25 protein-coding genes are annotated in these 22,974 nt (G+C 58.3%); 10 read left to right on the top strand and 15 right to left on the bottom strand.

Annotated features, from left to right (window positions below; genetic code table 11):
- The first annotated feature begins 4 nt into the window (after nucleotides 1-4).
- Nucleotides 5-292 carry a hypothetical protein gene (locus J7416_RS03245; protein WP_209223003.1) on the top strand — a complete coding sequence of 96 codons (288 nt, stop codon included), beginning with the start codon at nucleotides 5-7 and terminating at the stop codon, nucleotides 290-292.
- Here the strand turns inward: J7416_RS03245 and J7416_RS03240 are convergent.
- The 4 genes from J7416_RS03240 to J7416_RS03225 form a co-directional block, all read right to left on the bottom strand.
- A complete protein-coding gene (locus J7416_RS03240) occupies nucleotides 233-640 on the bottom strand; it encodes a DUF1499 domain-containing protein (RefSeq protein WP_209223001.1) in 408 nt (135 codons plus the stop codon). The genes J7416_RS03245 and J7416_RS03240 overlap by 60 nt on opposite strands.
- 63 nt (nucleotides 641-703) lie before the next feature.
- Nucleotides 704-1,651 carry an agmatinase gene (speB, locus tag J7416_RS03235; protein WP_209223000.1) on the bottom strand — a complete coding sequence of 316 codons (948 nt, stop codon included), beginning with the start codon at nucleotides 1,649-1,651 and terminating at the stop codon, nucleotides 704-706.
- A gap of 62 nt (nucleotides 1,652-1,713) precedes the next feature.
- Nucleotides 1,714-2,682 carry an agmatinase gene (speB, locus tag J7416_RS03230; RefSeq protein WP_209222998.1) on the bottom strand — a complete coding sequence of 323 codons (969 nt, stop codon included), beginning with the start codon at nucleotides 2,680-2,682 and terminating at the stop codon, nucleotides 1,714-1,716.
- Nucleotides 2,683-2,694: 12 nt separating this feature from the next.
- Nucleotides 2,695-3,858: a M20 aminoacylase family protein gene (locus J7416_RS03225; RefSeq protein WP_209222996.1), complete on the bottom strand. Its 1,164-nt coding sequence runs from the start codon at nucleotides 3,856-3,858 to the stop codon at nucleotides 2,695-2,697.
- A gap of 66 nt (nucleotides 3,859-3,924) precedes the next feature.
- Here J7416_RS03225 and mazG point away from each other — a divergent pair, with 66 nt between their 5' ends.
- From mazG to J7416_RS03210, 3 genes are all read left to right on the top strand, one after another.
- On the top strand, nucleotides 3,925-4,782 hold the full coding sequence (gene mazG / locus J7416_RS03220; protein WP_209223815.1) for a nucleoside triphosphate pyrophosphohydrolase: 858 nt from the start codon (nucleotides 3,925-3,927) through the stop codon (nucleotides 4,780-4,782).
- 63 nt (nucleotides 4,783-4,845) lie between these two features.
- Complete coding sequence (locus tag J7416_RS03215; RefSeq protein ID WP_209222994.1) at nucleotides 4,846-5,787, top strand: nucleoside hydrolase; 942 nt, start codon at nucleotides 4,846-4,848, stop codon at nucleotides 5,785-5,787.
- The gene (locus J7416_RS03210) at nucleotides 5,784-6,233 is read left to right on the top strand and encodes a GNAT family N-acetyltransferase (RefSeq protein WP_209222992.1); all 450 of its coding nucleotides are present in this window, start codon (nucleotides 5,784-5,786) and stop codon (nucleotides 6,231-6,233) included. Before J7416_RS03215 ends, J7416_RS03210 begins: the two co-directional genes overlap by 4 nt.
- Before the next feature lie 48 nt (nucleotides 6,234-6,281).
- On the opposite strand, the gene J7416_RS03205 is transcribed toward J7416_RS03210, so the two are convergent.
- The 6 genes from J7416_RS03205 to J7416_RS03180 form a co-directional block, all read right to left on the bottom strand.
- Nucleotides 6,282-6,449, bottom strand: a complete 168-nt coding sequence (locus tag J7416_RS03205; RefSeq protein ID WP_209222990.1) for a hypothetical protein — start codon at nucleotides 6,447-6,449, stop codon at nucleotides 6,282-6,284.
- 148 nt (nucleotides 6,450-6,597) lie between these two features.
- The gene (locus J7416_RS03200) at nucleotides 6,598-7,137 is read right to left on the bottom strand and encodes a GNAT family N-acetyltransferase (protein WP_209222988.1); all 540 of its coding nucleotides are present in this window, start codon (nucleotides 7,135-7,137) and stop codon (nucleotides 6,598-6,600) included.
- Between the two features lie 48 nt (nucleotides 7,138-7,185).
- Nucleotides 7,186-8,463, bottom strand: a complete 1,278-nt coding sequence (gene eno, locus J7416_RS03195; RefSeq protein ID WP_209222986.1) for a phosphopyruvate hydratase — start codon at nucleotides 8,461-8,463, stop codon at nucleotides 7,186-7,188.
- Between the two features lie 144 nt (nucleotides 8,464-8,607).
- The gene (locus tag J7416_RS03190) at nucleotides 8,608-9,489 is read right to left on the bottom strand and encodes a DMT family transporter (protein WP_209222984.1); all 882 of its coding nucleotides are present in this window, start codon (nucleotides 9,487-9,489) and stop codon (nucleotides 8,608-8,610) included.
- Between the two features lie 135 nt (nucleotides 9,490-9,624).
- Nucleotides 9,625-10,038 carry a Fur family transcriptional regulator gene (locus tag J7416_RS03185; protein WP_209222982.1) on the bottom strand — a complete coding sequence of 138 codons (414 nt, stop codon included), beginning with the start codon at nucleotides 10,036-10,038 and terminating at the stop codon, nucleotides 9,625-9,627.
- Between the two features lie 71 nt (nucleotides 10,039-10,109).
- Entirely contained in the window at nucleotides 10,110-10,814 is a 705-nt protein-coding gene (locus tag J7416_RS03180) for an endonuclease/exonuclease/phosphatase family protein (protein WP_209222980.1), read from the bottom strand.
- A gap of 210 nt (nucleotides 10,815-11,024) precedes the next feature.
- Here J7416_RS03180 and J7416_RS03175 point away from each other — a divergent pair, with 210 nt between their 5' ends.
- A complete protein-coding gene (locus J7416_RS03175) occupies nucleotides 11,025-11,912 on the top strand; it encodes a DMT family transporter (protein ID WP_209222978.1) in 888 nt (295 codons plus the stop codon).
- Nucleotides 11,913-11,998: 86 nt separating this feature from the next.
- Complete coding sequence (locus J7416_RS03170) at nucleotides 11,999-12,970, top strand: cation transporter (protein WP_209222976.1); 972 nt, start codon at nucleotides 11,999-12,001, stop codon at nucleotides 12,968-12,970.
- 4 nt (nucleotides 12,971-12,974) lie between these two features.
- Here J7416_RS03170 and J7416_RS03165 read toward each other — a convergent pair whose 3' ends face one another.
- Entirely contained in the window at nucleotides 12,975-14,393 is a 1,419-nt protein-coding gene (locus tag J7416_RS03165) for a protein adenylyltransferase SelO (protein ID WP_209223814.1), read from the bottom strand.
- Nucleotides 14,394-14,478: 85 nt separating this feature from the next.
- Between J7416_RS03165 and J7416_RS03160 the strand changes: the two genes are divergently transcribed.
- Nucleotides 14,479-14,898 carry a cupin domain-containing protein gene (locus J7416_RS03160; protein WP_209222974.1) on the top strand — a complete coding sequence of 140 codons (420 nt, stop codon included), beginning with the start codon at nucleotides 14,479-14,481 and terminating at the stop codon, nucleotides 14,896-14,898.
- A 3-nt stretch (nucleotides 14,899-14,901) separates the two neighbouring features.
- Complete coding sequence (locus J7416_RS03155) at nucleotides 14,902-15,804, top strand: fatty acid desaturase (protein ID WP_209222973.1); 903 nt, start codon at nucleotides 14,902-14,904, stop codon at nucleotides 15,802-15,804.
- Nucleotides 15,805-16,670: 866 nt separating this feature from the next.
- Here J7416_RS03155 and cydB read toward each other — a convergent pair.
- The 4 genes from cydB to J7416_RS03130 all read right to left on the bottom strand — a co-directional run bounded on the left by cydB (nucleotide 16,671) and on the right by J7416_RS03130 (nucleotide 20,895).
- Nucleotides 16,671-17,672 (bottom strand): cytochrome d ubiquinol oxidase subunit II, encoded by a 1,002-nt coding sequence (gene cydB, locus J7416_RS03145; RefSeq protein WP_209222969.1) that lies wholly within the window; start codon nucleotides 17,670-17,672, stop codon nucleotides 16,671-16,673.
- Complete coding sequence (locus tag J7416_RS03140; RefSeq protein ID WP_209222967.1) at nucleotides 17,672-19,054, bottom strand: cytochrome ubiquinol oxidase subunit I; 1,383 nt, start codon at nucleotides 19,052-19,054, stop codon at nucleotides 17,672-17,674. Before J7416_RS03140 ends, cydB begins: the two co-directional genes overlap by 1 nt.
- 399 nt (nucleotides 19,055-19,453) lie before the next feature.
- The gene (locus tag J7416_RS03135; protein WP_209222965.1) at nucleotides 19,454-19,744 is read right to left on the bottom strand and encodes a glycine zipper domain-containing protein; all 291 of its coding nucleotides are present in this window, start codon (nucleotides 19,742-19,744) and stop codon (nucleotides 19,454-19,456) included.
- Nucleotides 19,745-19,887: 143 nt separating this feature from the next.
- Nucleotides 19,888-20,895, bottom strand: coding sequence for an AraC family transcriptional regulator (locus J7416_RS03130; RefSeq protein ID WP_209222963.1), 1,008 nt, complete (start codon nucleotides 20,893-20,895; stop codon nucleotides 19,888-19,890).
- A 398-nt stretch (nucleotides 20,896-21,293) separates the two neighbouring features.
- Here J7416_RS03130 and J7416_RS03125 point away from each other — a divergent pair, with 398 nt between their 5' ends.
- Together J7416_RS03125 and J7416_RS03120 are read left to right on the top strand one after the other, a co-directional pair.
- Nucleotides 21,294-21,674 carry a hypothetical protein gene (locus tag J7416_RS03125; protein ID WP_209222961.1) on the top strand — a complete coding sequence of 127 codons (381 nt, stop codon included), beginning with the start codon at nucleotides 21,294-21,296 and terminating at the stop codon, nucleotides 21,672-21,674.
- Entirely contained in the window at nucleotides 21,671-22,888 is a 1,218-nt protein-coding gene (locus tag J7416_RS03120) for an HlyD family secretion protein (protein ID WP_209222959.1), read from the top strand. Before J7416_RS03125 ends, J7416_RS03120 begins: the two co-directional genes overlap by 4 nt.
- The last annotated feature ends 86 nt before the right edge of the window (nucleotides 22,889-22,974 follow it).

Raw genomic sequence — 22,974 nt, 5'->3', positions numbered from 1 at the left:
GCACATGAAACGGTTGATACTTGCTTTAACACTGTTCGTAACGCCCGCACTGGCCGATGTGGTCGGCCCCGGAGGCAAGGTTCAGGACTGCTATTGCACCGACAAATCGGGCTCACGAGTTGAACTGGGCGAGATGATCTGTCTGCAGGTCGACGGCCGCATGTTCATGGCGCAGTGCCAGATGTCGCTGAACGTTCCCATGTGGCGCGAGGTGCAGGAAGGCTGCTTGTCCTCAGGGCTGCAGCAGAGCAAGCCACCCCTCAACACGGGCCCGGTTTACCCCAAAATCTGAGCGCCCAAAGCGAAGGCGCGCGTAGATGCGCAGGGTGTCGCCGTCCTGCTGCACGGTCGTGTAGTCGGGAAAGCCGATCACTTTGGTTCGGGTGATATAGGTGATCATCCCCTCGTCGATCGAACCGGCCAGAACTGACGTGCGCGGCGTGTCGCGTGCAATTGCGTCCAGTTTTGCCAGGCCGTCCGGCCCGGTCTCGACCGCGCGAACGGCCCCTCCTTCGAGATCGCGGTTTTGCTCACCATTGGGAGCCACATGCCATTTCGCAGGATCCGAGGGGGCGAGACGGATATACGCCCACAGCAGAAAAACCGCACCAATACCAAGCCAAAGCGCTATCATCTTCATCCCAATCCAGTCCCTTTGGGAAAGAATATCCCGACCGACCGGTGGAGCAAGCCGTGAACCTGCCTACCGTGACGTCACACCGGGCAGAATGCACAAAAGCTCGAACAACAGATTGGCTGCCGTCAGCGCTGTGTTCCCCGTTGGGTCATAGGGTGGAGATACCTCGACCAGATCGCATCCGACCACGTTCACACCCGCCAGCGCATGGATCAGTTGCAAGGCTTGCGGCGTGGTCAGCCCTCCGATCTCGGGCGTGCCGGTGCCAGGGGCATAGGCCGGGTCGAGGCTGTCGATGTCGTAGGTGATATAGACCGGGTGATCACCGATCGTCTTGCGGATCTGCGAGCCGATCTCAGTTAGGTTCTGCTGCCACAGCTCCCACGCGGGGAACTGACGAAAACCCCAATCCCGCGCCTCAGAGAAATCGCTGGCGGCGTAGCCCGAACCGCGAATACCGATCTGAAACGTCTTTTCCGGGACGATCAGCCCCTCTTCGTAAGCGCGTCGAAAGACGGTGCCGTGGGTTTCACGCTCGCCAAACATCTCGTCATTCACGTCCGCATGCGCATCCACATGAACCAGCGCGACCGGCCCGTGTTTCGCTGCAACGGCACGCAGGATCGGCAGAGTGATCGAATGATCGCCCCCCATCGCCACCGGAATCACGGCCTGATCCAGGATCGCGTCATAACTCTCCTTGATGATCTTCAGACTGTCGGCCAGTGAGAACGTATTGATCGCCAGATCCCCGATATCCGCGATCTGCAGGCTGTCAAACGGGGCTGCGGAATTGGCCATGTTATAGGGCCGGATCATCGCGCTTTCGCTGCGGATTTGCTTGGGCCCGAACCGCGTTCCCGACCGCCACGAGGTGCCGATATCCATCGGAATACCCAGCACCGCCACATCCAGACCAGCCAGCGAGTCCGCCTGCGGCAACCGCATGAACGTGTTCGGCCCGGAAAACCGCGCCAAATCATTGCCGCTGATCGGTTGGTTAAAGTCAGTCATGCCCGTATGTCTCCCGTCCGGCTTTTGGTTAACCAGATACCGGAAAGATGGCTAACCAAAGGTTAATCCTGCACCAGCTTGTTCCACCCCAACAGGCAGATGATCTGCGTCGCAACATGCGCACCCGCGATGGCCGTAGCGCCCGAGGTGTCATAGGGCGGAGAGACCTCGACCACGTCCCCGCCCTTGATATTGATGCCGGCAATATCGCGGAGGATGATCTGGGTCTGGATTGAGGTCAGACCACCCCAAACTGGCGTGCCGGTGCCTGGAGCAAAGGCTGGGTCCAGACCGTCGATGTCAAAGCTCAGGTAAACCGGACTGTCACCGAGGATGCTCTTGATCTTTTGCGCCACGGCGGCGGGGCCGGCTTCGTAGACCTCGCGTGCGTCGATGATGTTGACGCCCAGAGTGTCCTCATTTGTTGTGCGGATACCCACCTGAACGGACCGTTTCGGGTCCACAATCCCAGACTTCACCGCCTTGTAGAACATCGTCCCGTGGTCTACGCGGGACATGTCGTCATCGGCCCAGGTATCGGTATGGGCATCAAATTGCAGCAAAGACATCGGCCCGTATTTATCGGCATAAGCCTTGAGGATCGGGAAGCTGATGTAGTGATCGCCGCCCAGCGTAACCGAGGACACATCAGCAGCCAGAATGGTGCGAATATGGTCGGTCAGCGTATCGGGGAAAGCCGGGATATTGGCGTAATCATAGGCCATGTCGCCATAATCCACGATGGCCAGCTCGCTAAGCGCATCGAAAGGCCAGCCATAGGGCGCATCGGGGGATTGCAAGGCACTGGCTTCGCGAATGGCGCGCGGTCCCAAGCGGGTGCCGGGACGGTTCGTCACGGCCTGGTCAAACGGCACACCGGTCACGGCGATATCGACGCCTTTCAGGTCCTTGGTATAGAGCCGTCGCAGGAACGATGTCGCCCCGCCAAAGGTATTCTCGTAGGACAGCCCCTTGAGGTCCGGGTTGGTGAACGCCTCATCCACCTGATTCTTTGCGTCTTCCAGTGCCATGTCTTCCCCTTATCAGCCCAGCGGCTGCGCCTTTTCGACGATGCGTGCAAAGAACGAAGCCCCAACCGGCGCGATCTCGTCGTTGAAGTTGTATTTTGGGTGGTGCAGCCCGGCGCTGTCACCCTGCCCGACGAACAGATAGGCACCGGGACGGGATTGCAGCATGAACGAAAAGTCCTCGGCCCCCATCATCGCGTCGATATTGGCAATGACCTGAGTGTCTCCGGCAATATCGCGGGCGACCCCAGCTGCGAAGTCTGTCTTGGTCGCGTCATTGATGGTGGCGGGGTAGTTAACCTCGTAATCCAGCCGCGCCTCGACGCCATAGGATTGCGCCTGCCCCTGCACGATCTGCTCCATCCGTTCCATCACCATCTTTTGGACGGTCGGGTCGAATGTGCGCACCGTGCCGTTGATGTATGCCGTGTCCGGGATCACGTTGTTCACGGTACCGGTGTGGATTTGAGTGACCGAAACAACCAGATCATCCAGCGCATAGTTGTTGCGGCTGACGATGGTCTGGATTGCCTGTGCGATGCCACAGGCCGCCATCACCGGATCGCGGGTCTCATGCGGCATGGCTCCGTGACCGCCGACACCTTGGATATGAACCTCGAACGTGTCCACGGCCGCCATGATCGGGCCCGGTGTGGTGTGAAACGACCCCTCGGGCAGGCCCGGCGCATTGTGCAACGCATAGACTTGAGAGATGTCGAACCGGTCCATGATCCCCTCATCCACCATGATGCCTGCGCCGCCGCCTTCTTCTTCGGCCGGTTGAAAGATCAAAGCGACGCGGCCGCGAAAGTTCCGCGTCTCGGCCAGGTAACGCGCGGCACCCAGCAACATCGTCGTATGTCCGTCATGACCGCAGGCATGCATCTTGCCCGGGTTGGTCGAGGCGTATTCGACCCCCGTCTCTTCCGGGATCGGCAGAGCATCCATGTCCGCGCGCAAACCAATGGTCGGCCCCTCGCCCTGACCATTGATGATGGCGACGATTCCGGTTTTGGCGATGCCTTCGTGTAGCTCATCCACTCCGAACTCGTGCAGGCGGTCTGCTACGAAGGCTGCCGTTTCGTGGCATTCGAACTCCAACTCGGGGATCGTATGCAGGTGCTGGCGCCATGCGGCCATATCGGCAGAGTAATCGGCAATTCGGTTGACGACGGGCATCTGGGGTGGACTCCTGATCGGGACTGCGGAATGGATGCATCTGACACCGGAACGAAAGGGTTCGCAATGGCCGAAAATCCTCTGATCCATGACAGCGACGCAGGTATCGAGCGCCTGTTGGAAATCATGCGTCGCCTGCGCGACCCTGAAACGGGGTGCCCGTGGGACATAGAACAGGATTTTGCCACCATCGCGCCTTACACAATCGAAGAGGCCTATGAGGTCGCCGACGCCATCGAACGCAATGCTTACGATGAGTTGAAAGGTGAGTTGGGCGATCTGCTGTTCCAGTCGGTCTTCCACGCGCAAATGGCTGAAGAGGCTGGGCATTTCACCTTTCAGGATGTGGTCCGCACCATGTCGGACAAGATGGTTGCCCGTCACCCACACGTGTTTGGCGATGAATCCCGTGACAAATCGGCAGACCAGCAGACCGTGGATTGGGAAACCATCAAAGCGGCTGAGCGCGCAGGCAAGGAACAGAAAGGCGCGCTGGACGGTGTGGCGGCGAACCTGCCTGCGCTATTGCGTGCGCATAAATTGCAAAAACGCGCCGCCCGCGTGGGATTCGACTGGCCGGATGCCAGCCATGTGCTGGCCAAAATCACCGAAGAGGCAGCCGAACTGGAAGAGGCGCGTGACAGCATGGATGCCGATGCGCTGGAGGATGAATTTGGCGATCTGCTGTTCGTAATGGTTAATCTGGGCCGCCATCTGGGGATCGAACCCGAGGCCGCCCTGCGCCGCACCAACGCCAAGTTCACTCGTCGGTTCGAACAGGTCGAAGCACGTCTGGCCGCCCGGGGCAAAACACCGTCACAAAGTGATTTGGCCGAGATGGACGCGCTGTGGGACGAGGTGAAAACCGAGGAGCATCGCGCCAACGGCAAACTCCCGCCTGTGGATGCCGCGAACGGGGTCTGAAACCGCTGGACAAGTGCGGTGACACTTGCGAGTGTCCGCGCTTCAAGACCCCGGAGGCAAAGCATGGCACCGCGCAAAATCATCATCGACACCGATCCCGGTCAGGACGACGCCGTCGCCATCCTGCTGGCCCTGGCCAGCCCGGAAGAGGTTGATGTTCTTGGCGTTACTGCCGTCGCCGGTAATGTACCGCTGGAGCTTACAGCCAAGAATGCCCGGATCGTTTGCGAACTGGCTGGTCACACGCAGATTCCAGTCTATGCCGGATGCGACCGCCCGTTGAATCGGCCTCTGGTCACGGCCGAGCATGTTCACGGCAAAACGGGGCTGGACGGCCCCGTGCTACCCGATCCCGAAATGCCGCTGGCCGAGGGGCACGCGGTTGACTTCATCATTGAAACCCTGCGCGCACACGACCCCGGCACGGTGACGCTGTGCCCGCTGGGGCCGCTGACCAACATTGCGACAGCGTTCCAAAAAGCCCCCGATATTGTCGACCGGGTTCAGGAAATCGTTCTGATGGGCGGAGCATATTTTGAGGTTGGGAACATCACTCCGGCTGCTGAGTTTAACATCTATGTCGACCCCGAAGCCGCTGATATCGTGTTCAAATCCGGCGCTCATATTGTCGTGATGCCATTGGACGTGACCCATGACGCGCTGGTCACACCACACCGCAATGATGCATTCCGGGCACTGGACAGCAAAGTTGGACATGCCGTGGCAGAGATGACCGATTTCTTCGAACGCTTCGACAAAGAGAAATACGGCTCGGAAGGCGCGCCGCTGCACGACCCCTGCGTCACCGCCTATCTGATCCGCCCTGAGTTGTTCTCGGGCCGCCACATCAATGTTGAGATCGAAACACAGTCAGAATTGACCTTGGGCATGACTGTAGCCGACTGGTGGCGGGTCACCGACCGCGCACCAAATGCCATGTTCATGGGCGATGTTGACGCTCAGGGGTTCTTCGACCTGCTCACCGAACGGCTGGCTCGGCTATGAGCGCCGCACTCCGCCTGGCCCGCCCCGAGGATCTGGACCGTTTGATGGGTCTGGTCACCGCGTTTCACACCGAAACGCAGATCGCGCAGAACATGGATCAGACCCGCAACGCGTTGGCCCCTTTGCTTGAAGGGATCCCCCATGGGTGCGTCTACCTGATCGGCCCAGGGCGCGCGCCCTTGGGCTATGTCATCCTGACCTTCGGTTGGTCGGTCGAGTTCGGCGGCATGGACGCGTTCGTGGACGAGATTTACATCCGCCCCGCCGTCCGCGGCCGTGGCATTGCCACCGAAGTTCTTTTGGATCTGCCCAAAGCGCTGGCCGAGGCTGGCTTGACAGCCCTTCACCTCGAAGTTGATCGCACCAACGAAACCGCACAGAAACTGTACCTGCGCACCGGGTTCAAACCGCGCGATCGCTATGTGCTGATGAGCCGTAAGCTCTGAAACAGATCGGTATTCAAGGGCGTTGCCGCCCTTCCCCCCGTGGAAGCCCTAGCGAGCTTCGCCGCGATACATGTACGTTGGCGATTGCATTTCCAGAACCGGGTCGTTGGCTGACACCTGCGCCCCGGTGATCGGATACGTGCCCGGCCCTGCGCAGGCCGCCAGAAAAACAGCGCTGATCACTGAAGCTACGAGAAGGAATTTCGAACCAGTCATGGCGTTCTCCTTTCTGTAATGCAGCCAACCTATGCATCTCAAAGTGATACAAATAGGAAAAAGTTCACACAAAACAGAAATTATGCCGCCAATTTGCAGGCTAAATTGATTTCCCTAGGAAAAACAAAGTGAAACAGCGCAAAAATTTTTAGGAGTTCTGCGGTTTTTTCACCATGCCCTTGCGCAGGGGCATCTCAAAAAACACTAATGTGTCTTTCGCGATCTCCGGCACTTCGAAATATGCGTCGCGTGGATTGAACCCCATCGAAAGGTACAAACGGATCGCCGCTTCCAGTGGTTTTCCGGTGTCCATGCGAATGACATCAAAGTCCTGCTTGCGGCATTGATCAATAAGGGACGTCATTATCGCGAATCCCGCCCCCGTCCCGCGGGCTGCATCACTCACAAAGACCCGTTTGATTTCGGCGACGCCCGGCTCAATTGTCCGGAACATACCGCACCCAACGGCTTGTCCGTTTTTGAGTGCCAGCCTCACGCCACCGCTGGGCGTGGCATGCTCGACTTCGATCTGATCCATCAGCTTGGTGTAAACATCTTCGGGATAATAGGTTTTTGCGACGCGCACGGACTTTTCGTCCAGCGTCATCAGAAAATCGCGGTATTCCCAACACAAACGCCGAACCTCATCAAAGTGGTCCGGCGTCTTGGCTTCAATAACATCTAACAAAACAGTGTCCTCAGAAAACAACTGAGGACCAGTTTAGCAGTGTTGAGATCAGTTGCGAAGGATCGAAGTCCCTGCGTATTCCGCGACTTCGCCCAACGACTCTTCAATACGGATCAGCTGGTTGTACTTGGCCAACCGGTCCGACCGTGCCAGCGATCCGGTTTTGATCTGACCGCAGTTGGTTGCTACCGCAAGGTCCGCGATGGTGGCGTCCTCGGTCTCACCCGAGCGATGGGACATCACGTTGGTATAGCGTGCGCGGTGGGCCATATCGACGGCGCGCAGGGTTTCGGTCAGCGATCCGATCTGGTTCACCTTGACCAGCATCGAGTTGGCACAGCCACGCTCGATCCCCTCGGCCAGACGTGCCGGGTTGGTCACGAACAGATCGTCGCCCACCAACTGCACCTTGTCACCAATCATGTCGGTCAGCGCTTTCCAGCCGTCCCAGTCATCCTCGGACATACCGTCCTCGATCGAGATGATCGGGTAGTCGTTGACCAGAGCAGCCAGATAGGCTGCGTTTTCCTCGGAAGACAGCGAGATCCCCTCGCCCGCCAGAACGTACTTGCCGTCCTTGAAGTATTCGGTCGCGGCGCAGTCCAGTGCCAGGTGGATTTCTTCACCCGGCTTATAGCCTGCCTTTTCGATGGACTTCAGAATGAAATCCAGTGCCTCGCGAGTGCTGGCGATGTTCGGGGCAAAACCGCCTTCGTCGCCGACACCGGTGGCCAGACCCGCAGCCGACAGCTCTTTTTTCAGGGTGTGGAACACTTCGGACCCCATGCGCACGGCTTCGCGGATATTCGCGGCCGAGGTCGGCATGATCATGAATTCCTGAATGTCGATCGGGTTGTCCGCGTGCTCGCCACCGTTGATGATGTTCATCATCGGAACCGGCAGAACACGGGCCGAAGTGCCGCCCACGTAACGGTACAAGGGCTGCGTGGTGAAATCCGCGGCGGCTTTGGCCGTTGCCAGCGACACACCCAGGATCGCGTTTGCGCCCAGACGACCCTTGTTCTCGGTTCCATCCAGTTCGATCATGGCGCCGTCGATGGCGACCTGCTCGGTTGCGTCATAGCCGACCAGTTCCTCGGCGATCTCGCCGTTCACGGCGGCAACAGCCTCGAGCACGCCTTTGCCCATATAACGCGACTTGTCGCCGTCGCGCTTTTCCACCGCCTCGTAAGCACCGGTCGACGCGCCAGAAGGGACAGCAGCGCGGCCCATGGTGCCGTCTTCAAGGATCACGTCCACTTCGACCGTTGGGTTCCCCCGGCTGTCCAGGATTTCGCGTGCATGGATGTCGATGATAGTGCTCATGAGGCCCGTCCCTATGGCTGAATTCATTGCACGCCTCATAGCATCACGCAGCCAAAAGTAAACCGTTGATGTTACCGCTAACAGGTATATTCACTGGCCTTTAGGGCTAACAGCCTTCTGTTTGCGCAAACGTGCGACGATCCGTCAGGCCGCAACCGCCATTGCGCGGGCCAGGCGGCGTTCGCGCAAAAAGGTATACATACCCGACCCGATGATCAGCGTCGCGCCCGCTATCGTCATCATGTCAGGACGCTCACCAAACATCATCATGCCGGCCGCAATAGAGAACACCAGTCGGGTGTACCGGAACGGTGTCAGGGCTGAGGCCTCGCCGATCCGCATGGCCGTCACGATGGCGTAATAGGCCAGAACGCCAAAGCCGATCGCGCCTAGATACGGGCCAACATGCGCGGATTGCAGTGGAACCACAGGCTGGCCCATAAACACCATCAGGGCCGCGCCGGCCAACGCTATGCCCAGATAGGCTTGCAAGGCCACAACGGACGAGGCAACGCGCGCATCCAGCTTGCGCGTGATCAGATCGCGCGCGGCTATGGCAATAACGGTGGCCACCACAAACAGGGACTCAGGCTGGAACCCGGCCAAACCCGGTCGGATGATCATCAGCACGCCGACGAAACCAACACCGATGGCGCTCCACCGTCGCCAGCCGACCTGCTCGCCCAAGAACAATGCTGCCCCTACAGTTACCGCCAGCGGCATGGCCTGAAAGACAGCCGCAACGGTGGACAGATCGACCAGAGACAGCGCGGTGACAAAGGTCACCGCACCAAACGCCTCGGACCCGGCACGCAACAGCGGCAAGGGTTGCCACGCCAGCGGGTCAAAGATGCGTTTACGGGTAACCACCGACATGCCCACAAACACAAGGCCGCAGACCACGCCAAGGATGATCATGATCTGACCGGTCGAGACACTGGCCGACAGGTGCTTGATGAACATGTCCTCAAGCGCGAAGGCGGCCATCGAGCCGACGATCAGCAAAATGCCGTGTACGTTGTTCATGCGCGTGTCCGTAGGATTGGGCCGAAAAATCCGGGCCGTTACCTCACAGAAACCGTATCATCCGCGACGTCGCAAGCGATATTGCGACAAGTTTCATGAATTGCCGTGGGGCCATCAATCGCGTTTGGTGATGGATCAGTCCTGTTCCAGCGGAACGCCGTACAGTTCCAGCCGATGCCCTTTTAGCCGGTACCCAAGTTTGGCTGCGATTTTTTCCTGCAGGGCCTCGATCTCGGGGTCGACGAATTCGATCACCTCGCCCGATTGCATGTCGATCAGGTGGTCGTGATGGTCACGTTCGGCATCTTCATAGCGCGCGCGCCCGTCGCCAAATTCCAGACGCTCGAGAATCCCGGCCTCTTCGAAAAGTTTCACGGTCCGGTAAACCGTAGCAATCGAGATGCCTGCATCGACATCCGAGGCTCGTGCATACAACTCTTCCACATCCGGGTGGTCATCGCTCTGCTGCAACACCTGAGCAATCGTACGGCGCTGCCCCGTCATGCGCAGGCCTTTGGCTTCACAACGGGCGATGATCGTGTCGGACATAGTTACCCTCAAAGTAGTTCGGGCTTCTGTCTTAATACGTCTGCTGCGCTGGCGCCACAGGGGAATTGCGCTTAGGCCACCCGCCGCAAGTCTGCCCAGATCGGCAGATGGTCAGATGCGATATGCGCAGGTCGCGCGCTGTGGACGCCGTGCACCACTGCCTCAAGCCCTTCGCCCAGCGCGATCCGGTCCAAAGCGCCCAACGGCTGAGCGGCGGGAAAACTCGGCACCGGCGGCAAAAAACGCATATCCGGGGCCAGGTGATCCAGCACCGGTTGACGTGACCATTCATTGAAATCCCCGGCCCAGACAGTTGGCATTTCGTCCAGTTCATCGTCGCACCGCCGCAGCTGGTGGATTTGCTGCCGCCGGGAGGCGGGCAGAAGACCCAGATGCATACCCATGACGCGCAGCGGGCCGATCTGGGTGTCAAACTCGACCCGAACCGCGCCGCGCGGTTCGAACCCCGGCAAATCGTGGTGTCCGGTCTGACGCACGTCGATCCTGTCGCCGCGCCAGATGACCGCATTCCCGTGCCAGCCCAGACTGCCCGCGCCACCCAGATCAACAATTTCCCAGCCTGCTTCATCCAGCATGAAATGCGGCAGAGCAGCGGGCCGTGGCGGCAACCTCTTGTCGGCCTCTTGCAGCACGACAATGTCAGCCTGCATGCTTTCGATAACCTGCAGGATACGCTGTGGCTGACGGCGAAAGTCCAGCCCAACGCATTTCTGGATGTTATAGCTTGCAATCCGCAGGGTTGACGTAGGCGACATAGGGTTCCGATCAAATCACTGAACGCCAAAGTGCCACGCTTGTGGCCGGGCGCAACCCCTCAGTGTGCCGCATGCGGGTCCTGCAGCGGATTGAAACAAGGCGTCACTGCACAAAATTCAGGCAAGTGGCGCGCGTATGAACGCCATGCTTGATCCTTATGTTGCCGATACTCTATCCCGGCAGCACACGGCCTCATACCCGGAGCACCAATGGTTTCCAGCGACACAATTTCGAACAATCGCGCTTGGGCCAGCATCGTTCTGGTGATCGGCGGGATGATGTGGGGTCTTTACTGGATCCCGGTGCGCTTTTTCTACGATCTTGGCCTGACCGGACCCTGGCCGGGGATCGCGATGTACAGCGTGGCCCTGTTGGCGCTGGTTCCCTTCATCTGGGCAGAACGCGGAACACTGGCCTTGCAGTGGCGTGATCTGGTGTTCAGCGGGATGTTTACCGGTGCAGCCTTCAGCCTTTACTCCATCAGCCTTGTCTATACGGACGTGGTGCGGTCGATCCTTCTGTTCTACCTCACGCCGATCTGGGGCACGATTTTGGGGCGTGTGTTCTTGGGCGAACGCCTGAGCGTCGGGCGACTTGCGGGTCTTGTCTGCGGCGTCGGCGGCTTGTTCGTTGTGCTTGGGGGATCGGGCGGCATCCCCCTGCCACAGAACACGGGCGACTGGCTGGCGCTGGCGTCGGGTATGTGCTGGGCGCTGGGGACACTTGGCCTGTACCGGACCAGCACGATCTCGGCCTCTGGACAGGTCTTTGCTTTCGTCGCGGGCGCGCTGGTCCTGTCGCTGCTCAGCCTCATCGTCTTGCCGGAACCTGTGCTGCCGGTCATTGCCCAGGCTGATCTGATCTGGACCCTACAGTTCGTTCTGCTGTCTGCGTTCTACACTCTGCCGATGGTGTTCATGACGATCTGGCCCGCCACCAAGCTCTCCCCTGCCCGCGTCGGGTTGTTGCTGATGAGCGAAGTGGTCGTGGGCTTGGCCTCGGCCGCTGCGTTTGCCGGCGAACCGTTTGGTCTGCGCGAACTGTTAGGAGCGGTGCTGATCGTTTCAGCCGCAGTCCTCGAGATCCTGAGGGACTAGCGAGATAGCGCGTATCCCACGTGTTGGACTTGCCCCGACAAACCGGTATCTGTTCGGGTGTTTGATGCCATATCAGGACGTTGCCCATGTCGATGCCAACCGCGGACCGCCGAAAACAGCTTGAGGGGCGCGCGCTGATCGTAGCGATGATCGGCAACCTTTTCATGGGTGCGGCGGGTATTCTGGCCGGGATTCTGTCCAACTCGAACGCGATCATGATGGATGGCTTGTTCTCGCTGGTGGGGTTTGGATCTGCATTCCTGGGTCGTCAGATCAGTTTGCGGATCGACGCAGGCCCCGACAAGCGCCGACCCTTCGGCTATGCGGCGGATGAGGCGATCTTTTCCACTTTTCGCGCGCTCTCGTTGCTGGGTCTGGTGCTGTTTGCCATCACCAACGCGGGCAAGAACATCTACAGCTACTACACCGGCATGACGCCTGAGCCGCTGATTTTCGGCCCTATGTTCCTCTACTTTGCCACGATTGGTCTGACCTGCCTGCTTTTGTGGGCGTTTCACTTTTTCACTTGGCGCAAGACCGGCAAAGCCAGCGCGATCCTGCGGCTGGAAGCCAAAGCGGCGCTTTTCGACGGGTTGTTCACCGCGGCCGCTGCGATTGGCCTTGGTGCCATTTACCTATTCCGGGACGGAGCGCTCGCGGGCATTGCGCCCATAGGTGACTCGATCATCGTGCTGTTCCTGTGTTTGCTGGCCATCGGATCCTATCTGCGCGACTTCCGCGGCGGGTTGGGAGAGCTGGCATATGCCACGGCCAGCCCTGACCTTCTGGCCGCCGCGCGCCGCGCCTTGCGCCCCGCGATCACCGAGGATGGCGGCGCATTGCGGGACATGTCCGTGACCAAACAAGGCCGCACCGTTCTGATTACGGTCTACTATGACCCGCTGCGTGCGATCACCGCCGATCAGGTCGACACACTGAACCTGCGCATGATCGCCGATGCGCGGCAGGCTATCGACGGTGCAGACGTGTATCTGATGATCTCGCAATATGCGCGACGCTGGCCGGACGAAATTAATCCCTATCGCGACGAGGCTTAAGCAGTCAGGTTCCGCAAAACGTTGCGTGCACCACTTCGCTATCGGCTGGAGGTCGTTTGAGGTCGTCCGCATCCGGCTGATCTTCGTAGGGTCGAGACAGAACCGAGTTCAGCCGATGGAATGGCTCGTAGTCCCTTTGAACTGCCGACTGAATCATCTGCTCAACGCGATGGTTACGGGCAATGAAGGCCGGGTTTACGGCAGCCATAACGGCCTTTGGATCCTGTTCGCGGCCAATACGCGCGGTCCACAACTCGGCCCAGCTGTCATAGGCTGTCGGATCGGTGAATTGATCCCGCGCAGCCCCTCCGCCCAGCGCCCGGAACGTATTGGTGAAATCGGCCTGATTCTGCGCCATCCGCGTCAGCAAGTCCGAAATCAGCTCAAGATCGCCCTCTTCCTCAGTCACCAGTCCGATCTTGGCACGGAACCGTTTCAACCAGTTCTCCTGCAGCAGCCCGGGCATGGCGTGTACGATCTCGGTCGCTTCTTCTACGGCAGCGTCCTTGTCCTCCATCTGCTGGATCAGGGCCGTCGCCAATTGCGCCAGATTCCAAACCGCGATGTCGGGCTGGTTGGAATAGGCGTATCGTCCCATCCGGTCGATTGAGCTGTAAACGGTATTCGGATGATAGCTGTCCATGAATGCGCAAGGGCCATAGTCGATGGTCTCACCGGCGATCGAGCAATTGTCGGTGTTCATCACCCCATGGATAAAGCCCACACTCATCCAAGCCGCGATCAGCTGCGATTGGGCCTCGACCACGGCGCGCAACAGGTCCATGGGGCCGTCGGCATCCGGATAGTGGCGCGCGATGGCGTAGTCCGTCAGTTGACGCAGGCTGTCCAACTGCCCGCGTCCGGCAAACACCTGAAACGTGCCGACGCGCAGGTGGCTTTGGGCCACACGGGTCAGAACGGCTCCGGGCATCGGTCCTTCGCGCAGCACGATCTCTCCGGTCTCAACCGCTGCCAGGGCTCGGGTCGTCGGAATGCCCAGCGCATGCATCGCCTCGGACACCACATATTCGCGCAGCACGGGACCCAACCAGGCGCGCCCGTCTCCGCGACGACTGAATGGTGTCGGGCCCGAGCCTTTCAGCTGAATGTCTCGACGAACGCCGTCCGCTCCAACGGTCTCGCCCAGCAGAACAGCGCGTCCATCACCCAGTTGTGGGTTATAGCTGCCGAACTGATGGCCGGAATAAAGCTGCGCAATCGGCTCGGCCCCATCCGGCAGCGTATTGCCTGCGAAGGCTTCGGCCATTTCTTCGACATCACCCGGCGTGACGTTCAGAATCTTGGCCAATTCCGCGTTGAACGCGATCAGGCGCGGCGCACGTACAGGGATCGGCGCCTGCCGTGCATAGAAGCTGTTAGGAAGGCGGGCGTAGCTATTGTCGAAAGGGATCGTCAGGGTCATGTCGCAAACATATTCCTTGCGCGCACGAATACCATAGCGGATCAACGGATCGCGTGCATAATCAGCCCGAAAATCGAGAGGCCCCATGACCGCACAAGACATCATCGACCACCTGAACCTGCAGCAACATCCCGAGGGCGGCTGGTTCCGCGAAACCTGGCGTGCCGAGAACGAAGGCCGCGCCACCGGCACCTGCATCTATTTCCTGCTGGCTGCAGGCGAAAGCAGCCATTGGCACCGCGTGGATGCGACTGAGATCTGGCTGTATCACGCGGGCGCGCCTTTGGTCCTGTCGCTCAGCGCCACGGATGACGGTCCCGCCACCGATCACCTGCTGACCCCAGACCTGTCGAAAGGCGCGCCGCAACTGATAGTGCCCGAAAACCATTGGCAGGCCGCGCGCAGCACCGGGGATTACACTCTGGTCAGTTGCACCGTCTCACCGGGGTTTGAATTCGAAGGGTTTGAGCTGGCCCAGCCCGGCTTCGACATCCCACGCGGCTGAGGCATGGATCACCGCGCCCTCATAGCGTCCCTGCCGACCGAGGCCAAAGAGCGGCTGCAACAGCGTTCGGATTGGGCGGGGTTGTGTCATCTGGCGGGCTATCTGGCGCTGCTGGGTGTGACCAGTGCAGGCATCGCACTGCAGGCGCCATTGTGGCCGCTGCTGATCCTGCCTCAGGGCGTTTTGTTGGTGTTTCTATTCACGCTCAGCCATGAATGCACCCACAAGACGCCCTTTAAAACCGGCTGGGTGAATGACGTTGTCGGGCATCTTGCTTCAGTGGCAATTGCCCTGCCCTTTACATGGTTCCGGTACTTTCATCTTGCGCACCACAAGTGGACAAACCACCCCGAAAAAGATCCCGAACTGGGTGGCAAGCCGCGCCCGCAAGATCGGCGGAGCCTGCTGATCTACCTGTCCGGCTGGCCCTACTGGTCAGGGATGACGCGCGTCCTGTTCCAAAATGCCTTTAGCCGGATTGACGCCCCATACCTGCCAGCGCGCCAGCATAAAGCCATGCGGATCGAGGCACGCCTGCTGCTGGCCCTCTATCTGGTCGCTGCACTAAGCCTGTTCGCCTCCTCGCTACTGCTGTGGTTGTGGATTTTGCCAGTTTTGATCGGTCAACCGTTTCTTCGGCTCTATCTTCTGGCCGAGCACGGCCTCTGCCCGCCGGTTGCCAATATGCTCGAGAATTCTCGCACCACCTTCACCAATCGAATCGTGCGGTTCGTGGCATGGAACATGCCCTACCACGCCGAACACCACGCCTTTCCGAATGTTCCGTTCCATCAGTTGCCTGCGTTGCACGAGTGGACGCGGAAACACTTGCAGTCGAGTTCGGACGGATATTCGCAGTTTACAAGGGACTATGTACAAAGCGTGAAGCCCCAATCGTTCAGCTAGCCCGCTGCGGCAAGGCAGCTTTGAGCCCAAGGCGGAAGTTCATTTTCCTAAAGCGAAACGAGTGGTTTTGGACGGTTTTGCATTAGCCTGACCCCAAGTAGTAGAGACAAACATCCAAAAGCCAATCCGATAGCGAGAGCATTGGCAACGAAGATGCCGCCAAACAAGGATATTGCTGCTCTTCCCGCCTGCTCGACAGACGTATCTACTACGATCGATACCCAGTCTTGAAGGTATAATGCGAACAAGACCGAGAGCCCTATGGGCGAAACGATAAGCGCTGTGCCGAGAGAGACCAATCCTCGGCCGAAGACGGCACGCAGTGTTGACCCTTTCAGTACTATCGCAGCTGTGGACGCAAAAACGAGAAGCACAGAGAACAGGACTAGTGACATGTCCAAAACTGGGGGTAGGTCTTTCGAGACCGCCCCGCTGACGGCCGAGGTTAAGGGCAATAGAACGAAGGTCACAAGCCCTGCAGCAACGAGCCCTGTGAATAGCTTTGGCAACACGCCAGGCGAACCGCTACCGCCGTAGTTGTTTTTAGCTGGTATGGGCAGAGCCGGGTCAATATGATCCCACTGCACAGACATTGGTTTTGCACTAGAAAGCATGAAAGCCCCCTTGAATAGTTGATTTTGAGACCACCTAGCCAGCCGCTTGTTCTTGGGAATCTGGTAGCCCGGAACGGAGTTTCTTTCGGCGCTTGGACTAATATCTGCGCGATCTAGACATGCCGACGCGCGAACATTGGTGTCCTTGCCGTTTTCAAGTGATGAACAACCTGATTGCGTAAGCGAATATCGCTAGGCAAAGGACGCTGCCGAACCAGATCGCGCTGAACCAGAAAACTTGCTTTAGCAGTTTCAATGGAAACTCTCCTCTGGATCGATCTTTCCGCGGAAAACCCAGTACGTGTAGGCGGTGTAGGCCAGGATCACAGGCAGAAGTATGACGGCTCCGACCAGAGCAAAGGCCAAGCTGCTGTCCGGCGCTGCGGCTTCGGCAATCGTGAGGCTTGGGGGTAGCATATAGGGATAGAAACTGATCCCAATGCCAAAGAAGCACACGACGAACAAGGCAATTGCGCAGAAGAAGGGCAGATAGTCGCGCTGTGTCTTCAGGCCGCGATGAAGCATCCATGCAATGAGAGCAACAACAGCCGGCACACACACAGAGAAAACGACACCGGGCCAAGAAAACCATCTGATCAGATAGATTGGATCTTGGAGCGGGGTCAAAAGACTGACTAGGCCAATCAACCCGAGCGTCATAAGCATCAGCGGGCGGGCATAAGAACGCATCTGTCGCTGTATTCCGCCCGTTGTTTTCATATTGAGCCAGGTCGCGCCTAGCAAGGCATACCCGATCACCAAGGCCACACCCGTGAGGACAGAGAACGGCGTCAGCCAATCCCACTGCCCGCCTGCGTACAGCCGTTCCTCGACCGGGATACCCTGGACCAGCGCGCCAAGCGCGATGCCCTGGCAGAGGGCGGCTACGGTTGACCCACCGTAAAACGCAACATCCCAAAGCCAACGCCCGCGCACCGTGCGCCACCGGTATTCGAAGGCGACACCGCGGAAGACAAGCGCGAGAAGCATCACGATAACGGGCAAATAGATCGCGGGCATCACCACAGAGTACGCTAGCGGAAAAACGGCGAACAAACCTCCGCCTCCCATGACCAGCCAAGTCTCGTTCCCGTCCCACACAGGCGTGACCGAGTTCATCATGACATCGCGATCTTTGTCGGTTTTTGCGAATGGAAAGAGGATCCCAATTCCAAGATCGAACCCATCTAGGATCACATAAGTCAGAACGGCAAAGGAAATGATAACTGCCCAGATTGTCGAAAGCTCAAGCATTACGCTGCCTCCGCTTTGGTCAAGATTTCAGTGGGTTTGTGACTTTTGTGGCAAGCTTCGACGGGTGGTTTTCCCATCAAGCGCAGCATGTAGAATGTGCCCGCTCCGAACACCGCGAAGTACACGACGATGAAGGCAACAAGAGACGCGGCAACTGCAGGCGCATCAACTTGGGAGAGGGAATCGGATGTCCGCATGAGCCCGTAAACCGTGTACGGCTGGCGCCCCACTTCGGTAGTGATCCAACCGGCCAGTACCGCCACAAACCCGCTAGGCGCCAACAGAACGGATGTCCGCTGCAACCAGCGATCGTCGTTGAGGCGGCCGCGAACTCGCTGAACAAGCGACCACAAGCCGATACCCAGCATGGCAAAGCCGATGGCGAGCATGATGCGGAAACTGTAGAATACGATTGCGACCGGGGGTTCTTCGTCGTCAGGAATAGTGTCCAGCCCATCAAGCGGCGCATTCAGGTCATGTTTCAGGATCAACGATGAAAGTTTCGGGATTTCGATGGCGTAGTCCACGCGCTTTTCTTCTTCGTTTGGAATGCCGAACAGGATCAGCGGTGCACCTTCGGGGTGGCTGTCAAAGTGACCTTCCATCGCCATCACTTTCTGCGGCTGATGCTCCAGCGTATTCAAACCATGAAGGTCGCCGGCAACGATCTGCACAGGGGTGACCAGAACGGCCATCCACATTGCCATCGAGAACATTCGGGTGACCTCAGCCGTGCGATTGCGGCGTAGTAAATGCCAGGCCGCAACCCCGGCCACCACGAAAGCAGTGGTGAGATAGGCGGCAAGAACCATGTGTGTCAGTCGGTACGGAAAAGACGGATTGAAAACAATCGACCACCAGTCAACGGGAATGAACTGCCCCAGTTCGTTGATGTCGAAACCAGCCGGGGTTTGCATCCATGAATTGACCGACAAGATCCACGTGGCCGAAATCAACGTGCCAAGGGCGACCATCGCCGTGGCCATCATGTGCAAACTGGGACCGACGCGTTCACGACCAAAGAGCATGATGCCGAGGAAACCAGCCTCGAGGAAAAAGGCTGTCATGACCTCGTAGGCCATCAAGGGCCCAATAACAGGGCCTGCGGTGTCCGAGAATACGCTCCAGTTCGTGCCGAACTGGTAAGACATCACAATGCCGGACACGACGCCCATGGCAAAGCCTACGGCGAAGATCTTTTTCCAGTAGTTGAAGAGGTTGAGGTAGACCTTGTCTTTGCGCCATAGCCAGAGGCCGTTGAGAACGGCCAAAAAGCTGGCCAAGCCAATGGAGAAGGCCGGGAAGATGATGTGGAACGACACAGTAAAGGCAAACTGGATGCGTGCCAGGGTCTCTGCGTCGAAGTTTGCGAATAGGTTCATTGCCGTGTCCTTTGGCATTGGGTTGCAAAGTGTGGCAGGGAACAAAAGCACTTCAGCTGCCAGCTCGTCGATGTCATTCAGATGAGCCGGATTTGGGGTGGTGCCGGTTTCAGTTCGTTTGGGTTCTGGACGGTTGTTTTTGGGTTTTGGACAAAACTCGGTTCGAGTTAGTCGACTGAAAATTGAAACCGCGAGCGCCTCGGGCGTGTGACGTTCAAAGGCCCAAAAACAAAGTTGCCACCCGGCTCGATTACGAGCCGAATGGCAACCTATCAGAAACTGTGCGAGTTCTGTGCGGGATGGTCAGTCAAACTGCGTCTGGATGCTAACAGAGCATGCTGACCGGTCGGGTTTGTTCGGCTGTGTTTCTCCTTTTTCTATTTCGCTGGCGGTCAAGCTTTAGTCGTTCCAGTCATTATGCTCTTCTTTGAAGTCGTCACGACGCTCTTGAGCTTCGTCCTGCGCGTCTTCGAAGTTGTCCTTCTGGATCGCGCCGCCCACGGCCCCAACTGCGGCACCCGCTGCAGCGCCACCCACGATGCTTTCGCCAGCGATACCGGCGACAGTGGCACCGACAACTGCACCCTTAATCGCTTTGTCGGTGACGTAGTCAGCATGAGCAGTCGCAGCCATGGTGATCAGAAGTGCGCCTGAGATCGGGGCGATAAAAAGTTTCTTCGAGGTCTTCATAGGGTTCATCCTTGTTCTTGGTCAGCAACCACCGTGGCTGCTGTGTGCCACTGAACTAGGTGACCCCGCGGCCTGCTTTCTTTTGGAGACGGGACAAGGTTTTGTGGATCTTGGACATCTTTCGACCCCTGACGCTAAGCCCTTTATCGGCCAGCTCTACGGAACCTGGCGGGTGTTTCACCTGTCCAGCGCTTGAACGCCACCGAAAAGGCGGCCTGATCTGCAAATCCAAGCATGAAGGCAACCCGGGCAACACCTTCTCCACTACGAAGCATCCGCTTGGACAAGTCGCACAACACCCCTTCTAAAAGTGCTTTAAAGCTTGTTCCCTCGGCCGACAGGTGCCGGGTCATAGTGCGCCGCGTCAGTCCAAGCTCTCCGGCTATATCGTCGCCATTTGGTATCGGTCCGGGAAGACGCTCTCCAAGCATGTCTACAATGCGGTCGGATAGACTGCGGACAGCATCAGGCCGAGCCTTCAATTGCTCTTCTCCGTGCCTGCGTAAATGCCCCAATAAGGTGGGGTCTGCCGTTGGTATCCGAAAACTCATGCCGTTTGAGGGCAGAGCCAAGGCGTATCCGGATTTGAAGCCTGAGACTTCACATCCTGCCAAATCCGCCAGTTGCCTACAGTGCTCGGCATCGTCCGTTTCCAACTCGATAGAGATCGGGGCAAGCCCGCCAGAGGTGATTTGTTGAACTCGCTTGTAAAGACCAAATATCAGCATTTCACGGTGGCGAGGATATTGATGCGCTGGGATAACACTGCTCTCCAGAGTGATCTTTGGCTCATCTGGTGCCCCCACGACGTCTAAGCGCAGGTCAGGGTCTTGCATTGCATAAAAGCGCTGTGTCAAAGCCAGCGCGTCTTCCACCGTTTCGGCTGCCCGCACGATGTAAGCCAGAAGCGTTCCCGGACCTTGCGCCGCAAGCCCCACTCGCGCGGCGAAGGTTTTGTCTTCCAGAACCCGGCACGCAGTTTCAACTGCACCCGCCTCATGAAGCAGCTCGACAGTGGCGTCGGGGCTGTTGCCGATATCAACGGGTACCCCAGCCATCTCTAAGACTTCAGGAAACGGAATGCGCGCTCCGGGTTCTTGCGAATAGCGCAACCCAACGTTTTGCAATCTGTAAGCGCTGATGCGTGGCACTCGTACGTCCTCCCCTGATTTGCACGCAACCCCCTGCAGCCACTGCAATTGTCCAGAAGCCAATAACAAATGTCCAGAACCCTCAGGATCGCGATCGCGAGCGCGGTTAGGTCCAGGTCATCAGAAAGGAAACGACCATGATCTACTTCGCAAGGTACTACCGCGTACTAAGGGCAATCCAAAACTCCGCCAAACAAGAGTGGTCCGGGGGGAACATCCACGGTCTGCACACCTCACCACTTGGCGAGAAAACACCGAACGGGCGTCGTTGGGATCCACCCTACTCTCCGCAGGAGAGACCATCAGAACCCGTACAAAAACCAACCGAGAATTGACGTTCTCAAGACACCAAAAAACCGACACGCGCAGCTTGGCTGCGCAACAAAAGGACTTGAAACATGAAACCACCCACGTTCCTGATGGCGCCTGTACTTGGGCTCATCTCAACGCCTGCCTTTGCCGCAGGCGGCGATCCCAGATGGTGGGTCGCGCCCAATCAAACCGACACTTATGCATGGGTCGGCTTGGTCGTTCTCGCCCTTGCCATCCTGCTGGTCGTACATCTCTATGCGCGCTTTGAACGCTATACCGAACACAAATCAATCGGCACTCCGCTGCGGACAACTATTCCGACGATGCTGACCGTGGCGCTGGCGTATGAGCTGATGCCTGCACTCAGCCACTTTAGCAACCTGCTGCCGGGCGCCCTGATCCTGACCGCAATCGCTCGCGACTTCATGTTGTGGTGGCGTCCTTCGAAAGAGGAGATGGTGAAATGATCGAACTTCTCGTCACATCTTTTCCGTTTGTCCTGCGCGTGATCTATCTGAAATGGCGCGGGATGCCCGTAACGCTCTACAACGTCCATCGTGCGGTCTTTATGTGGTTTGTACTGGCCCTGATCGTCTTTTTTGCGGTGTTCTATTACTATCCCAAGTCCTACACCGGCCTTGTCCCGTTCCGGACTGTACCTGTCGTGGCCGAAAATGGTGGGACCGTCACGGACGTATTCGTAAAGGGCGGAGAACGTGTCCAGCCTGGTGACCCGCTGTTCGCCGTCGAGAACGCGTCTGAACAGGCCGCAGTTGATTTCGCGCAGCGCAAAGTCGAGGAAATCGAAAGCGCGAAACTGGCGGCCGAGTTGCAAGTCGAAACGGCACAGGCCGTTCTGGACGCGGCGCTCACCGCCAGAGAGCAGGCAAAACTGGTTCTGTTGGATCACCGCGCTTTGCAAGCCAAAGGGTCTGCCGCGTTTCAGGTAAGCCAATTGGAACGGGCCCAAGCGACCTTGGATACGCGCGAGGCAGAAGTTGAAGCCGCTGAAACACAACTGGGTGTAGCGCAAGTTCAGGCGAACGCCGTTTTGCCAGCCCAGCTTGCGTCGGCGCGTGCGTCGCTGAAACAGGCCCAGGTCGAACTGTCCAAAACGTTGACGCTTAGCTCGGTGAACGGTGTGGTCGAACAGGTCACGCTCAACGTTGGATCGCGTGCCGCTCAGGCGGCCATGAGCCCCGCTATGCTGATCGTCCCTGACCGCAAAGACGCTGAGCGCGGACGTATCGTGGCCGGGTTCTCGCAAGTCTCCCGCACTGAGTTGTACGAAGGCATGGCTGCGGAAGTGGCGTGTGAAAGCAACTTCAACATCTCGATGCGCAATACGGTTCTTCCAGCAAGGATCGTACGCATTCAAGAGTCGATCTCTTCCGGGCAGCTTGCGCCCAGCGGTCGACTGATCGAGCCTAGTGAAAAGGCGAAACGGGGTCAGGTCGTCGTTCATCTGGACCTCGTACACCCAGAGCACCGCGAACTTCTGGTACCCGGAAGTGGTTGTATCGTCCAATCCTACACCACCAGTTTTGAAGGTGACATGGAAGGAACACTTGTCGCCCACGGTATCCAGGCAATGGGTATCATCAAGGCGGTTGGTCTGCGGGTCAAAGCCTGGTTTGGCCTGACCTCGGGCATCGGCCTGATCGGTGGCGGACACGCCTGATTTTCCGAAGACCCTCCGGTTCAGTAAACACGGCTCCCGAAAAAAATTGGGAGCCGTTTCCTTTTTTGCGGACAGATCGCATGCCG

Origin of the sequence: Ruegeria sp. R14_0, assembly GCF_017743975.1 — a bacterium.
Classification (GTDB): Bacteria; Pseudomonadota; Alphaproteobacteria; order Rhodobacterales; family Rhodobacteraceae; genus Ruegeria.
Note: the sequence above shows the minus strand (reverse complement) of the source record. Positions and strands in the feature narration are given on the sequence as shown.